Origin of the sequence: Streptomyces sp. CGMCC 4.7035 (assembly GCF_031583065.1) — a bacterium.
In the GTDB taxonomy this organism is placed as follows: domain Bacteria; phylum Actinomycetota; class Actinomycetes; order Streptomycetales; family Streptomycetaceae; genus Streptomyces; species Streptomyces yaanensis.
Window position 1 is genome coordinate 4,881,086 of record NZ_CP134053.1, and the last position, 15,033, is coordinate 4,896,118.

At 68.3% G+C, this 15,033-nt stretch carries 9 protein-coding genes and 5 pseudogenes; 8 read left to right on the forward strand and 6 right to left on the reverse strand.

Features of this window, described 5'->3' with window-relative positions:
• Nucleotides 1-334: 334 nt before the first annotated feature.
• Nucleotides 335-1,777 carry an MFS transporter gene (locus Q2K21_RS21095; protein ID WP_310773308.1) on the forward strand — a complete coding sequence of 481 codons (1,443 nt, stop codon included), beginning with the start codon at nt 335-337 and terminating at the stop codon, nt 1,775-1,777.
• A gap of 97 nt (nt 1,778-1,874) precedes the next feature.
• The gene (locus tag Q2K21_RS21100; RefSeq protein ID WP_310773310.1) at nt 1,875-2,240 is read left to right on the forward strand and encodes a winged helix-turn-helix transcriptional regulator; all 366 of its coding nucleotides are present in this window, start codon (nt 1,875-1,877) and stop codon (nt 2,238-2,240) included.
• A 324-nt stretch (nt 2,241-2,564) separates the two neighbouring features.
• Here the strand turns inward: Q2K21_RS21100 and Q2K21_RS21110 are convergent, their stop codons facing one another.
• A complete protein-coding gene (locus tag Q2K21_RS21110; protein WP_310773313.1) occupies nt 2,565-3,701 on the reverse strand; it encodes an FAD-dependent oxidoreductase in 1,137 nt (378 codons plus the stop codon).
• A gap of 62 nt (nt 3,702-3,763) precedes the next feature.
• Nucleotides 3,764-5,085 (reverse strand): annotated as a pseudogene (locus Q2K21_RS21115) (MFS transporter).
• A gap of 145 nt (nt 5,086-5,230) precedes the next feature.
• Between Q2K21_RS21115 and Q2K21_RS21120 the strand changes: the two are divergent.
• The 4 genes and pseudogenes from Q2K21_RS21120 to Q2K21_RS21135 all read left to right on the forward strand — a co-directional run bounded on the left by Q2K21_RS21120 (nt 5,231) and on the right by Q2K21_RS21135 (nt 7,656).
• Entirely contained in the window at nt 5,231-5,833 is a 603-nt protein-coding gene (locus tag Q2K21_RS21120) for a TetR/AcrR family transcriptional regulator (protein ID WP_310773315.1), read from the forward strand.
• A gap of 817 nt (nt 5,834-6,650) precedes the next feature.
• Nucleotides 6,651-6,743 (forward strand): annotated as a pseudogene (locus tag Q2K21_RS21125) (conjugal transfer protein); the annotation flags it as partial.
• 43 nt (nt 6,744-6,786) lie between these two features.
• The gene (locus tag Q2K21_RS21130) at nt 6,787-7,323 is read left to right on the forward strand and encodes a hypothetical protein (RefSeq protein ID WP_310773318.1); all 537 of its coding nucleotides are present in this window, start codon (nt 6,787-6,789) and stop codon (nt 7,321-7,323) included.
• A gap of 99 nt (nt 7,324-7,422) precedes the next feature.
• On the forward strand, nt 7,423-7,656 hold the full coding sequence (locus tag Q2K21_RS21135) for a hypothetical protein (protein WP_310773321.1): 234 nt from the start codon (nt 7,423-7,425) through the stop codon (nt 7,654-7,656).
• A gap of 17 nt (nt 7,657-7,673) precedes the next feature.
• Here the strand turns inward: Q2K21_RS21135 and Q2K21_RS21140 are convergent.
• From Q2K21_RS21140 to Q2K21_RS21150, 3 genes and pseudogenes are all read right to left on the reverse strand, one after another.
• A pseudogene (locus tag Q2K21_RS21140) lies at nt 7,674-8,063 on the reverse strand (transposase); the annotation flags it as partial.
• Between the two features lie 23 nt (nt 8,064-8,086).
• Nucleotides 8,087-9,328 (reverse strand): IS110 family RNA-guided transposase, encoded by a 1,242-nt coding sequence (locus Q2K21_RS21145; protein WP_310773324.1) that lies wholly within the window; start codon nt 9,326-9,328, stop codon nt 8,087-8,089.
• Nucleotides 9,329-9,771: 443 nt separating this feature from the next.
• Nucleotides 9,772-10,584 (reverse strand): annotated as a pseudogene (locus tag Q2K21_RS21150) (IS110 family transposase); the annotation flags it as partial.
• 508 nt (nt 10,585-11,092) lie between these two features.
• Here Q2K21_RS21150 and Q2K21_RS21155 point away from each other — a divergent pair.
• Together Q2K21_RS21155 and Q2K21_RS21160 are read left to right on the forward strand one after the other, a co-directional pair.
• The gene (locus Q2K21_RS21155) at nt 11,093-12,175 is read left to right on the forward strand and encodes an IS110 family RNA-guided transposase (protein ID WP_449343603.1); all 1,083 of its coding nucleotides are present in this window, start codon (nt 11,093-11,095) and stop codon (nt 12,173-12,175) included.
• A 75-nt stretch (nt 12,176-12,250) separates the two neighbouring features.
• A pseudogene (locus tag Q2K21_RS21160) lies at nt 12,251-12,456 on the forward strand (SbtR family transcriptional regulator); the annotation flags it as partial.
• A gap of 366 nt (nt 12,457-12,822) precedes the next feature.
• Here Q2K21_RS21160 and Q2K21_RS21165 read toward each other — a convergent pair.
• Complete coding sequence (locus Q2K21_RS21165) at nt 12,823-14,691, reverse strand: glycoside hydrolase family 76 protein (protein ID WP_310773326.1); 1,869 nt, start codon at nt 14,689-14,691, stop codon at nt 12,823-12,825.
• Nucleotides 14,692-15,033: the final 342 nt, after the last annotated feature.

The window sequence follows — 15,033 nt, forward strand, 5'->3', positions numbered from 1 at the left end:
ATGTCAAGCGCGAGATGAATCACGGCAGAGCGCTTCGCGGAGTGGCCAACATCAGTGATTGTCGGGTGTTACAGTTCTATGTCGCCTCAAGGTGAGAATCCCTTGAGTGCGCGTGCCGCACTCGGGTCCAGAGATCATTGATCTCCTTATTGAATTCGTCCCGCATCGCCCATTGCGATGCCTGAGCGATTCTCTCGTTCCCGTTTCGTGCCGAAGTGTAGAACTCGGAACTCTTGGGAGCTCTTTCATGCCTGCTGACAGTTCTACTGTCACTGCCTCCGCCCGGACGGCCACCCCCGGGGCCTTGCCAGGCGGTCGGCACTTGGGTCTGGCGATGTTCGTGATCGCCGCGGCGCAGCTCATGGTCATCCTCGACGGGACGATCACGAACATCGCCCTGCCGAGCATCCAGACCGACCTCGACGTGTCCGACGCGAACCTGGCCTGGATCGTCAACTCGTACGCACTGGCCTTCGGCGGGCTGCTGCTGCTCGGCGGTCGGGCCGGAGACCTCTTCGGGCGACGACGTATGTTCCAGCTCGGTATCGCCGTGTTCACGTTGGCGTCGCTCCTCGGCGGACTCGCCGTGAACGAGGGCCTGTTGATCGGTGCCCGCATCCTGCAGGGAGTCGGCGCGGCCGTGGCCGCCCCCAGCGCCCTGTCGCTCATCGCCACGACGTTTCCTGAGGGCAAGCCGCGCAACAAGGCGATGGGCATCTACGCCGCCATGGCGGGTATCGGTGCCACCGCTGGACTGCTGCTCGGCGGGATCCTGACCGATGTCCTGGACTGGCGGTGGGTGTTCTTCGTGAATGTCCCCATCGGCCTGGCAGTACTCGCCGGAACGAAGACCCTCGTCGAGGCCGAACGCCACCGCGGACGCCTCGACATCCCCGGCACGGTCACCGGCTCCGGCGGCCTGATCGCCCTCGTCTACGGCATCACCCGTGGCGGCGAGCACGGCTGGACCGACGGCGGCACCCTGGCGTCCTTCGCCGCCTCCGTCGTTCTGCTGGCCGTGTTCCTGTTCATCCAGGGCCGCACAGCGCACCCGATGATGCCGCTGCGCCTCTTCAGGGACCGTAACCGGTCCGGCAGTTACGCCACGATGCTGTTCATCGGCGCCGGCATGATGGCCACCTTCTACTTCCTTACCCTCTACATGCAGCTGATTCTCGGGTACAGCCCGGTGAAGACCGGCTTCGCCTATCTGCCCTTCAGTATCGGCATGGGCATTGCGGCCACGGCCAGTTCCAAGCTGCTGACCCGTCTCGCTCCGCGTCTCATCGCCGGGCCTGGGCTGCTTGTGGCCGCCGTGGGCATGTTCTGGTTCGCCACGCTCACGCCCGACTCGTCCTACACGGCGCATCTGATGCCGGCGATGTTCGTCACCGCGGTCGGTCTCGGCGCGAGCTTCGTGCCGATGACGCTGAGCGCCGTGAGTGGCGTCGAGCACCAGGACACCGGGATCGCGTCCGCGCTGCTGAACACCGCACATCAGATAGGCGGAGCCCTGGGGCTCGCCGTCCTGTCGACGGCTTCCACCTCGGCGGCCAACGACAGGCTGCCGGAGGCTGCCGCCTCCTTCTACCGAGGTCTGGCGGTCAAGGACTTCGGGCTGGTCGCGAATGCGGGCGAAGCACTCACCCACGGATACGGCGTGGCCTTTGCCACCGCGGGCGCCCTGTTCCTGTTCGGCCTGACGGTGACGGCGATCGCCGTCACCGCTGGGAAGCAGCAGCCGTCGGAGGGGCCGGCGGTCATCCACATGGGATGACCGACACCAGCCTCTGACCCTCGTCACTCACTGATGCGAAGACCGTGCCCGGGTGCCGCCGCCCCGGCCTCGCCCGGGCACGGTCGCGCCCGACGGCATGAGCCTCGCATCGCTGGAGAACGCCATGACTGACTCGCAGGAACCCGAAGTCCCGCCCTTGATAGGGGCGTTGATCCGTGCCTTCGCCTTGCTCGGCAAGCGCTGGAGCGGACTGGTGCTGACCGCTCTCGCCAAAGGCCCCACAGAATTCGCTGAAGTGCGCAAGCAGGTCCCGGGCATCAGCGACAGAATGCTCACGGAGCGACTTCGCGAACTTGCAGACGCCGGACTCGTCGTGCGGACCGTGCACCACGGCTCGCCGACGCGCTCGCAGTACGCCCTCACCGACCACGGCAACGCATTCCTCTTTCCGCTTGCCTCATTGGGGGTGTGGGCTGAGGAGCACCTGCCGCCGATGACATGAGGCGCTGCGCGGCGTCCGTCTGGTCCTGGTGGCGGAGAACGATCGCCAGCTCCCGTGCTGCGGCCGCCGCTACGAGCGGCGAGCCGGAAATCTCGGCCCAGGTGCGCTCGGCGGTGAGCCGGGCACGGTCGTACGAGCCGAGCTTGATGAGGACAGCGGAAGTGAGGTCGTCGCCCTGCTCAATCTCCTACAAGCGTACTCAGAGGACCTTGCGCACCAGATCGATCACCGGCTTTTGACCTATTGAGCTGTGCGTCGCGGCCGTCGTCCCGGCGCGGGGGCGACGGCCGCGACGCAGAGTGGGTTCACACCCGGGGCCGGTGCTCAGTCCGTGTCGAGCTGGCCGGGGTCAAAGGTTTCGTCGTCCAGCAGGCCGGTGGCGCCGCCGTCGAGGTGGGTCTGCATCTTGTGGGAGCGGGGCAGCATGGTCTTCTCGTAGGCGCGGATGGCGTCGGCGATCGTCTTGTGGCCTGCGATGGCGAGGGCGAGCTCGCTGGCATCCAGCATCGCGAGGTTGACGCCGACGCCGAGCGGGGGCATGAGGTGGGCGGCGTCGCCGAGCAGGGTGACGGTGGGGTTGGATTCCCAGGTGTGCGGGACGGGCAGGGCGTAAATGGGGCGGTCGATGTAGGGGCCGTCGTTGTCAATGATCAGTTGGCGCAGGCTGGGTGCCCAGTCGCGGTAGCGGTCCAGGAGCAGGGTGCGGATCTGGTCGGTGTCCTGGCTGGTGAGTCCGGCTTGGGCCAGCCAGTCGGCGGTGTCGGCCTGGATGATGTAGACGCGGATGTGGCCGCCGCTGTTGCGCTGGGCGTACAGGCAGCGCTCGCCGTCGGCCGCCATGGCGCTGCCCTGTCCGACGAAGTCGGCGATGCCGTGGTGCTGGGTTTCGACGTCGTGGAACCAGGCTTCGAGGAAGTTGATGCCGGTGTGCTGGGGAGTGGCGGAGGACAGGACGCGCCGGACCTTGGACCAGGCGCCGTCCGCGCCGATGACGAGATCGGTTCCGATGACCGTGCCGTCGGCGAAGTGCAGTTGGCGGGGACCGTCAGCCGGGCCTTCGACGCTCTGCAGGGCATGGCCCCAGCGGACGGTTCCGGGCTCCAGCGAGTTCAGGAGGAGGTCGCGCAGCTGACCGCGGTCGATCTCGGGGGCGGAGAGCTGTCCCTCGGCGGGACGGTGGTGGAAGCGGAGCGTCCCGTCGACCGCGTCGAACTGCCGCATCTCCTGGCCCTCGGGGCGGGCGAGGCGAAGGAACTCCTCCAGCAGTCCGGCCTCCTTCAGGGCGACCTGGCCGTCGTCCGGGTGCAGGTCCAGGGTGCCGCCCTGGTTGCGGTCGTCGGGGCCGGAGGCAAGGTCGTAGACGGTCACGGCGATTCCGTTCAGCTGGAGGGTACGCGCGCAGGTCAGGCCGCCGGGGCCGGCGCCGATGATGGCGATGCGGGGCGTGGGTGTGGTGGTCATGGTGGTGCTCCGTTCCTGTCGTCCGGCATGGGGCCGGGCACTTGCTTGGAGGGGGGTGGTCGTCACGCGCTGGTGGCGGGGGCGGTGGCCTCGTCGGGGGTGGCGGCGGGTGAGGGCCCGGCCGCCTTCAGCGGCACTTCGAGCACGAACAGTGCGGCGACCACGGCGAGGGCGCACAGGATGGCGGCGGTGAGGAAGATGTGGCTGGTGCCGCTGGCCACCGCCTGCAGGTAGGCGTCTTTGACTCCGGCCGACAGCTGCTGAAGGGCCGTGGCGTCGACCTCGGTGCCGCCGGTGCCGGACAGGTGTCCTTGGAGGGCTCGGGTGAACATCGAGCCGAAGACGGCGACGCCGAGGGAGCCGCCCAGGGTGCGGAAGAGGTTGATGGAGCTGCCGACGCCACCCATGTCGCGCAACGGGACGCTGTTCTGTGCGATGGCTTCGCCATCTGCATGGCGAAGCCCAGACCTATGCCGACGAGCACCATGTAGAGGCCGGCGAGCAGGCGTGAGGTGTCGGGGTCCATGGTCGCCAGCAGGCACAGGCCGACGGCGAGGAAGAGCGTGCCGAGCACGGGGAAGATCTTGTACCGGCCCGTGGCGGACATGATCTTGCCCGCGATGGTCGAGACGATCAGGACCGGGACCATCATGGGCAGCATCAGCAGGCAGGAGTTGGTCGCGGAGGCGCCCTGCACGGTCTGCTGGAACAGCGGCAGGTACAGGCCCGCGCCGAAGGTGACCGCGCCGACCGCAAGGAGGATGGCCATCGAGAGCGGGAAGTTGCGGTGGCCGGTGAACACCGAAAGGGGCACCAGCGGCTCGTCGGCCCGCTTCTCCACGATCACGAACAGCACCAGGCCGACGACGGTCACGGCGCCGAGGCCGAGGATCTGCCAAGAGGTCCAGGCGTAGGTGGTGCCCGCCCAGCTCGCGCCCAGCACCAGCGCGCTGATGGAGGCGGTGAGCAGGGCGATGCCGGGCCAGTCGAAGGTCACTTTGTGGCGCTGGGCGGGCACCTGCAGCTTCCACCCGAGCCATGCCAGGGCGACCAGGCCGATCGGCAGGTTGACGTAGAAGGCCCAGCGCCAGTCGAAGTGGCCGGTGACGAACCGGCCGAACAGCGGGCCGCCGACGGTGCCGATGGCCATGACGGCGGCGGTCATGCATGTGGTGACGGCGGTGACCAGGGTGTAGGCGGTGACGACCCAGGAGATGCGCTCCAGGCCGCCCAGCTCGCCCACGACCGTCGGCATGGCGGTGCTGACCACCATGTTGTCGAGCATGGACAGCAGCATCGCGAGCATGCCGCCGAGCATCACCCAGCGCACATTCTTCGGCGGCGCCGCGGGCGCGGCAGCAGGCGCTGGGGCGGTTGCGGACATGACTGATCACTTCTTCCGGAGGACAAGGGGGTGACGGATGAAGGCGGACAGCTCCAGGGGCCGCCACACCAAAAAAGCACACCGGAGCCATAAGTGCAACGAGTTAACTTTTTAATCCGTGCCACCTATGGTGTAGATTCCTGGTATGCCTGATGACACAGCCTCCGCACCGCTGGGGCGCCGCGAGCGCAAGAAGGCCGCCACCCGCGAGGCCATCGCCGACGCAGCCCTGCACCTCTTCCTGGAGCGCGGCTACGACAATGTCGGCATCCGCGAGATCGCGGACGCCGCCGACGTGTCCACCACCACGCTGTTCAAGCACTTCTCCGGCAAGGAAGCCCTCGTCTTCGACCGGCAGGACGAGATGAAGGCCCTCCAGCTCATCTCGGTGCGCGAACGCCCCCAGGGCCAGTCCGTCCCGGCCGCCCTGCGCGAGCACGCCCTGCGCTACCGGCAGCTCCGCCCTGGCGACGAACCAGGCGTCGCCGCCTTTCTCGAACTGGTCAACAGCACCCCGGCCCTGCTCGACTACCAGCACGCCACATGGCTGGAGAACACAGCCGCTCTGGCCCAGGTCATCGCCGAGGAAAGCGGCCTTTCCGCAGACGACCCGGCCTGCACCGCTCTGGCCCACTTCGCCCTCGAAGCACCCCGCGCCGCCCGCCGACACCACGACAGCACCGAAGCCCTCAACCGCGCCTTCGACCTGCTCGAAAAGGGCTGGGAGAGCATTACCTCACAGGCGTAACCGACCGCTTCCAGAGGCCGAAGTCGCGGAGCCCCGCGTTGCGAACTCATGGTGAAACGATCAGTTGGTGACTGATGCCACGCCCAGGTGACAACTGTCTCGCCCAGTCACAACTTGCCCAGGGCCGCCTGGGCAAGCCCTCGTTGTCGGTGGCGGCTGCGAGGCTGGAGGACATGGGCAGCGACGATGAGCAGCTGCTGCGCGGCCGACCATACGGCTACGGCCCCAAGGGCGCTGTCAAGCCGCGATGCTGGTCAGCTCTGGCTGCGCTTAATCCCTTGTGGCTGGTGAAGCGCCCTTCCACCATTGCCCCTTCGTCTCTCTCCACTCCGCCTTCGAGAGCTCCTTCTACGGGCTCTACTTCGCAGCCTCCCGCCTTGACCGGCAGCGCTTCGCCCTCGCAGACGACCCGGAGAAGTACCGCGACGTCACGGAAGCTCGACGGCCAGGGCATTTCAGGCAGCATGGCCCAACGACGCGCTCACGAAGGCGATGTCGGACCTGAGGTCCGACCCCTTCTACGACCGACTGGCCAAGATCCGAAACCTCCTGGCGCACCGGATCGCGCCAGGGTTCGAGCACCGGCTCACCCTGCAAGCCCACGTGGGGGGGAGTGGGCGGCGAGCAGGAGGAGTACGAACTTGCGTGGCAGGGGGAGCCACTCGCCACGATGATCCCCTCGACCCTGACGCAGGCGGAGGAGAAGCTCGGCGTTCTGTGGGACGCGGCAGGAGCCTTCTGCGCTTCACGACAGTGAGCCCGGTCCTGGGCGACAACAGCCCAGGGCACTACCCGCCGCGGGCGTCCCGGGCTTCCTGCCGGCGAGGTCGACCGCTACCTCGCGCCCGGTCTGCAGCTGTCGGCCGTCTCCCCCGCCCCGTACCAGGCGGTCTCCGTCGAGCAGGTTGCCCTCGGGCAGCGACTTCACGAGCGGCCAGGAGAGCGTCGACGGCGTGCTGAAACAGCAGGGCGACCCGCACGACGACGGCCACGGCCGCCCGTTCACCACCCAGCAGCCCAACACCCACGCCGCGTGGGCCGAGGGCTACCTCTCCAAGGAACGCGACCAGTACGCGAACGGCGACGGTATCGTCTACTACCCCGGGTCCACCGCCGAGGTCCCGGACGGCTCCAACGACCGTGACGTGCAGTACACACTGACCGACATCTTCGCCTCGAACAGCGTGTGGGAGAACCGCAACCTGACCACGCTGTTCGCGACGCCGAACGACTTCGCAGGCGACGACAGCTCCAACCCGTACGGCGCCGAGTGCGGCGAGGGCGGAGTCCTCGGCCCCGCCAACGGCTCGTGCGACACCGACGCGGCCAACCCGCCCTGGGCCTGGGACGACGCCGACGACCTGCCCGGCCGGGGCTACCTTGCCACCAACCCCGCCGAACTCGTCTGGGACTACTTCGACTGGACCGGCAACCCCTCCTCGCCCGACCTCGCCTACACCTGGGACCAGTACAGCGACATCACCTCGTGACGCCCTGCCCTGCGGGGGGGGTGCCCTATGTGTTTGGTCAAGGTCGGAGACCAGTAGGTTCGTGTGGTTGAGGGTGGAGGCCAGGCCGTAGGGGTGTGCATGAGCGATAGCCAGGTGACGATCAAGCTCACGAGTGACGAGGCACTGGTGCTGTCGCACTGGCTGGAGAAGCTGCAGATGACGGACCTCCGTCGCGTTGTCGACGATCCGGCGGTCTGGGCCCCGATCCACCGAATCGCCGGAACGCTGGACAAAGCGCTTCCTGAGCTGTTCGCGCCTGACTTCGACCAGCGGCTTGAGGCCGCTCGTCAGCGGCTTCGGCCGGAGGACTGACTGATCGGCCTGAACCCTCACCTGGCCGCCGCGGGTTGGGGCTCGTAGAAGGTTCCGTCGCGGAGCATCGCGAAGAGGACGTCAGCCCGGCGTCTGGCGAGGCAGAGCAGGGCCTGGGTGTGGTGCTTTCCCTGGGCGATCTTCTTGTCGTAGTAGGCCCGGGATGCTGGGTCGCCCAGGGCAGCGAATGCGGAGAGGAAGAAGGCCCGTTTGAGCTGCTTGTTTCCTCTCCTGGAGGGCTGTTCGCCGCGGATCGAGGAGCCCGAACTCCGGGTCGCGGGGGCGAGACCCGCATAGGCGGCAAGGTGGCCGGCGGTCGGGAAGGTGCTGCCGTCGCCGACCTCGATGAGGATGCGGGCTCCGGTCCTGACGCCAACTCCCGGCATGGACGTCAGGACTTTGGAAAGAGACATCCGATGCGGTTGATCTGTCAAGCGGCAACGGAGAGTTGAGGAGCTTGGGGAACGGGGAATGCGGTGGCTTCGTCGTAGCGGGTTCGTTTGGTGAGGCAGTGGTGGAGGCAGCCGAGCATGCGGTTGAAGAGGTTGCGCTGGGCGGCGGTGTGGCGGTCGCCGTCGGCCCGTCGGCGGTCGTAGTGGGCGCGGGCGCCCGGTGAGGCGGTCAGTGCGGCGAAGGCCCAGACGTAGCCGACCGAGGCCAGGCGCTGGTTCTTGACCCGGCGGGCCATGACCGCGAGGCTTCTGCCGGACGCCCGGGTGACCGGCGCGGCCCCGGCGAAGGCTTTGAGTCCCTTCGCGTCGGAGAAGCGGGATCGGTCGTCGCCGATCTCGGCGAGCACCCGGGCGCCGGTGAGAGACCCGAGCCCTGGAAAGCTGGTGATGATCTCGGCGTCCGGGTGTGCTTCAAAAGACTCCACCGCGGCAGCCGTCAGATCGTCTGCGCTGGTGCAGGCGGCGTCGAGCTGTCTCAGCAAAGCGATCGCCTGGCGGCCCATGGCCTGTTCGACTTGCGGAAGCTGCCGCATCTGCGGGACCCGCAGGGCCTGGCGGAGCCGTTCGGCTTCCGCCTCGATGCCGCGCTGGCGGCCGGCCTTCTTCAGGAGCGAGCACAGCTGGGTGCGGGTGAGCTTGGCGGCCTGTTCCGGGGTGGGGGCGGCGGCCAGTACGACGCGGGCTGCCTTCGTGCACAGTCCTTCGCGTCTGGGCTGGAAAGCCGCGAGGAAGCCTGGGAAGTATTCGCGCAGGTGGGAGCGGAGTTTGTTGCCAGCCTGAGTGCGGTCCCAGACGGCGTCCTGCTGGGCGCGGGCCAGGACGGCGATGGCCTGGGCGAGTTCACTGTCGTCGGGCAGCGGTCGGTGGGCGGCCCTGTCGGTGCGCAGGATGTTCGCCAGCACCATAGCGTCGAGGTGGTCGGACTTCTTGCGGGCGACCGCGTGCCGGTCGCGATAGCGAGCAGCTGCCATCGGGTTGATCGCGTAGATGGGACGCTTGGTGGCTCGAAGGCAGGCCACGAGCAGGCCGCGGGAGGTTTCGATCGCCACCGGGATCGGGGCGTCCTCGCTGTCGCCGTGCGTGGTGAGAAGGCCCAGGAGTTGTTGCAGGCCCGCGGCGTCGTCGGTGATCCGGGCCCGGGCTAACAGGGTTCCCTCGTGGTCGACCAGGGCGACGTCGTGATGGTCGTTGGCCCAGTCGATCCCGCAGGTGACGGTCATCGTGTCGTTTTCGTCCTCTCGGTCAGGGGCGTGTTGCTGCTGGTCGCAGCCGTGCGGGGGCACGCGTCTCCCTAATGGAAGGGCTCGATGGCCCAGCATCCGATTAGCCGTTCGTGACCCCAGCGACCCGCGGGGTCCTCGGTCTGCTCAGGAGCTCGGCGGCTCCAGGCTTTGTAAGAGGTGATCCCCGCGGGTGGCTCGGACCACGGACTTCAACGATCCGATCGTCGTGCTGGATGCGGTAGTTGCGTCCGGTCTCGTGGTACTGAACGGTGCCGAGGCCGGCGCTTGTCCAACGGCTCGAGGGCCCAGGCGTACTCTGCGGCTTCCCGGCACCGATCACCACCACGATGTATCGCGCTTGCTGAAGCGGGGCCCGCAGTCTCTTTCAGGGCCTCGACGGGCCGGGGTGGGCCTGGCGGTGCCCCGCTTCACTGCCCATTAGGGTGGGCCTCCAGCAGTTCCTCGATCCGCCCGGCCAACAGCTTGCGCTGATCAAGGACAGCGGTGAGCGAGCTGGCCAGGCTCGGAACGATCAGCGCGGCCGCCTCGGTGCCCGGGACCGTGACGGTCTGCTCGTCCAGGGCAGTGAAGATCTCGTTGACCAGCCGCTCGGCCATCCGCGGTGCCTTCGGCCGTAACAGGGTGACCAGCCGGCGTCGGCCGGCCTTGCGGATCTGGGCCGGTGACCCGAACCGCTCCAGCAGCGTGAGGACGGCCGGGTGCTGCAACCGCGGCCCCAGCACTCGCTCCAGCGAGGGATGGATCTGGGTCAGCAGGCCGTGCAGCCGGTTGGCGACCCGGGTGGCCTCGCCGGCCAGGTCGTCGTCGAAGCCCACGATCATCTCCAGCTCGGCGATCGTCTCGTCCTCGCCGTCGATCGCCCGCAGCGTGTGGGGCATCGCGCGGGCGGCGTCGGCGATGATGAACGCGTCCTTCGCGTCCGTCTTGGCCTCGCCGGGGTAGAGGTCAGCGATCCGCCGCATCGTCAGCCCAGGCAGATAGGTGACCGGGCAGCTTATGTCCCGCGCGACCGCCAGCGGCAGAGCCCCGATCGAGGCCGGCTGGTCCACCACGGCCAGCACGGTTCCGTGCTTGGCCTGCAGCTTGGCGAACAGCTCGCGGAGCTTGGGCTCGGTGTTGGGCAGTCGCTTGTCGAACGCCTTCTTCCCGGCCGGGGTGACGGCGGTGGCGTGGTGTTCGCCCTTGCCGACGTCCAGGCCGAGGAAGACGTCGATGTCGCCGGTGTCGATCACGTGCAGGCCCTTCCGCTCACGCTTTCATCCGGCCTGCCACGACACCGAGCTGCCACATCCACGTTACGGAGAGCTCTTCCGGCCCGGGTGAAGCCGGTGCTCAAGCCCCTCATCAGCAGTCCGTCGATGCCTCCGGGCCCGGTGACACCACCCCCCCGGACCATCAACAACAAGGGGGGGGGAAGTCATGCCGGACCCGAAGGCCGGAGGCCCCATTGCGGGGCCACGAAAAAGGTAACTGTGATAGTTGAGCTGCGGCCCGGGTTGGGCTGCTGCCAGGCTCGGCGCCGACGTTCCGGCATGACCCACAAGGTAATTGGCGGCTCGTTGCAGCCTGCCGTGCCCCCGAGATGTCTGCCGGACGTCGGCGTCGGCCTGGCCCACCCCGTTGGCTTGATCAGCAGCTTGTCCGCCATCTCGACGTGACTCATCACAGTTCTGCCACGCGGTGACTCCACCCAGGCCAACGCCGACCACGGCCGTCCAGAGCCCGAAGGAGAACAACCGCGTGACCATGCTCGCAGAACAAGTCGACGGCGTCATCGGCGTCGACACCCACCGCGACACCCTCGCTGCCGCCGCCGTCATCCCCATCGGTGCGGTCCTGGCCAGCACCGATGCCCCGGCCAGCGCCCGCGGCTATCGCCGCCTGCTCGACTTCGCGCGCAAGCACATCCCCGGCCGCCGCTGCTGGGCCCTGGAAGGCATCGGCAGTTACGGGGCCGGCCTCGCTACCTTCCTCGACCAGGCCGGCGAGCGTGTCGTGGAGGTCTGCCGGCCCAAGCGGCCCGCTGTCCGCGGCGGCCGTAAGACCGACATGATCGACGCGGTCCGAGCAGCCAAGGAAGCACTTTCCACCGAGCACCTGATCCAGCCCCGGCTCCGCGGCGAACGCGAGGCCCTCCGCGTCCTGCTCGCCACCCGCCACGGCGCCGTCCTGGCTTCCACCGCCGCGATCAACCAGCTCAAGGCGCTGATCGTGTCAGCGCCTGACGACCTTCGCGCCGAGCTGCGGAAACTCAAGCGCCCGGCCCAGGTCACGCGTTGCGCCCAACTGCGCGACCGCACGGCCCACGACATCGAACACCGCATGACCGCACGAGCGCTGCGGTGCACCGCCCAGCGCATCCAGGCCCTGCAGGCCGAGGCCAAGGCACTGGAGAACGAGATCCTGGGCCTTGTACGGCAGTTGGCGCCCGAACTCCTCGACCTGCTCGGTGTCGGTCCCATCACCGCGGCTCAGGTCCTGGTCAGCTGGTCCCACCCGGGCCGGTTCCGATCCGAAGCGGCCTTCGCCTCCTTCGCCGGCGTCTCACCGATCCCAGCCTCATCCGGCCTGACCAACCGGCACCGGATCAACCGCAGCGGCGACCGCCAGCTCAACCGGGCCCTGCACACCATCACGCTGATCCGGATGCGCCTGGACCCCGCCACGAAGACCTACGTCGCCCGTCGAGTGGCCGAAGGCAAGACCTCTCGCGACGCACAACGCTGTCTCAAACGCGCTATCTGTCGACAGCTCTTCAAGATCCTTGAACGCTCCGACCGGAACGACAAGAGCACCCTTGAAGATCTCCTCCAAGTAGCTTGACGCGATATAGCAGCCTCGGGGGGGCGGACGGAGCCCCTGGAGGAGGAGCGGCCAGTGGCGGTGAGGAGCGGCACGCGGCCGGGGTACTCGCTGGTGGCCGACGCGATCGACCTCCTGCTCGACGTCAATCGCGCGGCCGGGACCATCCGTCCCGGCGTGACCTCCGACGACTTCGTCCTCGCCGGTAGCTGGCAGACCGACCCCGGCGGGCACTGGGAGCCCGCGCCACCCGTCTGCTGGACGTGGTCATGGACGGCCTGCGCGCCGGGGCGCCCGGGAGGCGAGCCCTCAGCACTACTAATCGGACAGTTGTCCGCCCCAACCGGCCGCCATCTCGGCGACGACTACCCTGGCCCGTGGCGATGTGGTGGCCTGCGAGGAAGGCGTCGTCCAGGGCTTCGTGGCTGATCGGCTTCCCCGTGGCCGTGAGGTCGATGAAGAGTTTCCGCACGTTGGATTGGCGCAGCCACTGCCGCTGCCCGAAGGACGCGTCCGGCGCCCCGGTGGCGGTCGGATGCGGGCCTCCTGAACCCGGCCGAGGGCAACGACGCCAAGCTCGCCCAGTGGATCACGGCAGTCCGCGCTGCCCCACCTGCACTCCTTCGTGAACGGCTTCGAACTCGACCGCGCCGCCGTCGACGCCGGACTCAGCCTGCGGCGGCAGTGAGCGCTCCGAGGGCGCTGGCCTGGGTACGCCAGTCAGTCTGGTTGGGGCCGGTGCCGGCCCAGCGTTCGCCGAGGGCGTTGAGGGAGCTGCGGTCCTGCGCCCACAGTGTGTCCGCCTGCTTCTGGACGTAGCCCTGGTAGGTGCTGGAGCCGGTGGCCTTCGCGAGGTCGGCGAAATTCCGCATGAAGATGCCCTTGAACTGCTTCTGGTTGTCGTCGCAGGACGCCGAGCCGACGTCGCATGACTCGGTGAGCACTCCGCCGCTGGTCAGCGCCGGGCTGCTGATCGCGGCGTCGGCCAGGGTTCGCGCGGTGGCCAGCAGCGAACTGTCCCCGGTCGCCTTCCACAGTTCGGTGAAGCCGCCGATGGCCAATCCCTGGTTGTAACTCCACACGGTGCTGCCGTTGTTGGCGCAGGCCGAGGTCAGCCCGTCGTTCACCAGCCCCGAGGAGTTGATCATCCCGCTGGACCTGTACCAGGCCGCGGCCCTCTTCGCCCGCTGGAGCCATAGGGTGTCGCCCGGGATGCGCTGATGCAGTGCCGTGGTCAGCCAGAGGTACTGCCCGTTCGTCACGGCGTTCTTGTAGGTGCGCTCGCGGTCCCACCACACGCCGCCGCCGCAGGTGCCGGTGTCCCAGTACTGCTGGACGTACTTGGCGGTGGTGACGGCCTCGTTGAGGTAGCGGGAGTCGCCGGTGTAGTCGTACGCGTCGATCCAGGCGATGGCCCACCAGCCCGAGTCGTCGATGGAACGGCTGATGAAGTCGCCCTCGATCGCGTCCGAGCTCCGCACCCCGGCGGCGAAGGCGCCCTTGTTCTGGTCGAAGGTGCGCGCGATGACCCAGTCGTAGTCGTGCCTGCCGGTGGTCCTGGAGAAGTCGACGAGGGAGGTGAGGGTGGCGGCGGAGTTCCACCAACTGCTCGGCCACCAGCCGTTGTAGGGGTCGTACGACGCCATCAGCGCGTCCGCTGCGGCGCGCGCCCTGGTCGGTGCGGGCCTGACCCAAGCGGTGCAGCTGCCCTCCTGGTGGCCGGCCTCCCGGCCGCAGGCGCGGACCACACCGCCGTAGAGGAGACCACGCGGGTCGCGGGTGGCGTACATCGCGGTACGGGTGGTGGTGGCCCCGGGCGGGGTGCTGGTACGGCCGAGCGAGGAGCCGTCCGGCCAGGTCGCGCCACCGTCCCAGGAGCGGTCGAGCCAGATCTCGTCGCCGCCGCCACCGGTGTCGATGCTGGCCCAGGCCATGGAATTCTTCTGGTCGACGTGCAGCCGGATCGTGCGGCCGTAGAGGGTGGTCGACGGCACCGGCTGGTCGTCACCAGCCGCCCGGCCGGCGTCGGCGCCGTCGCAGAGCGTGTCGCAGACGGTGGGATAGACCCAGTTCGTGCAGCCGACGCCTGCGGCGTCGCCGCAGGCCCGCACCAGCCCGCGTCTGTGGTTGCGGGGGTCGGTGATGTTGTACATCAGCGTCCTGGTGCCGGTCCAGGTGCTCGGGATGCTCGCCTTGCCCAGCAGTCCTTCCCAGGAGCGGCCGCCGTCCCAGGAGCGGTCCAGCCACACCGAGTCGCCGGTCACGCCGTCGTCGATGCTGGCCCAGGCCATGTCGTCCGTGTCGGACACGTGCAGTTCGAGGCGACGGCCGTTGAGGTTCTGGTTGGGCACCGGGAAGCTCTCCTGCCGGGCCTGTGAGGGATCCAGGGTGTCACAGGCCAGCACGCACACCGGAGTGGCGGCGGCGGCGGGCGTTGCGGCCGGGACCAGTGAGATGGCCGCCATGGCGACCGTCAGAAGGAATGTGAGCAGCCGAGCAGGTGGCCTGACAACGGTGTCGGCAGCGCGTAAGGACATCCAACTCGCCTCGATTTCGCGTTGGGGACGCTGGTCGGCGGGCGCGTCGGTCAACCGACAGTCCTGCGGGGTCGGTCAGGGACCGAGCACTGGTCCATACCTGTCTCCCCGGGGCAGTGAATCGTTTTGGTGAGGCCCTGTCAATGCCTCAAGCTCTGGCAATTTCAGTGGAGTTCGTGACGGAGGTGACGGGTTGACACTCCGTTTTCGGGCGCCCATCATCGGTGCAACTCCGGCGAGGCGCCCCGCACACCCGCGATCCGATCAGCCCGTGCCTTCACAGGCGCGATCATTTTGAATCGATTCAAGCAGTCTATTCCGCACCCGATCCGGGAGGTCCCC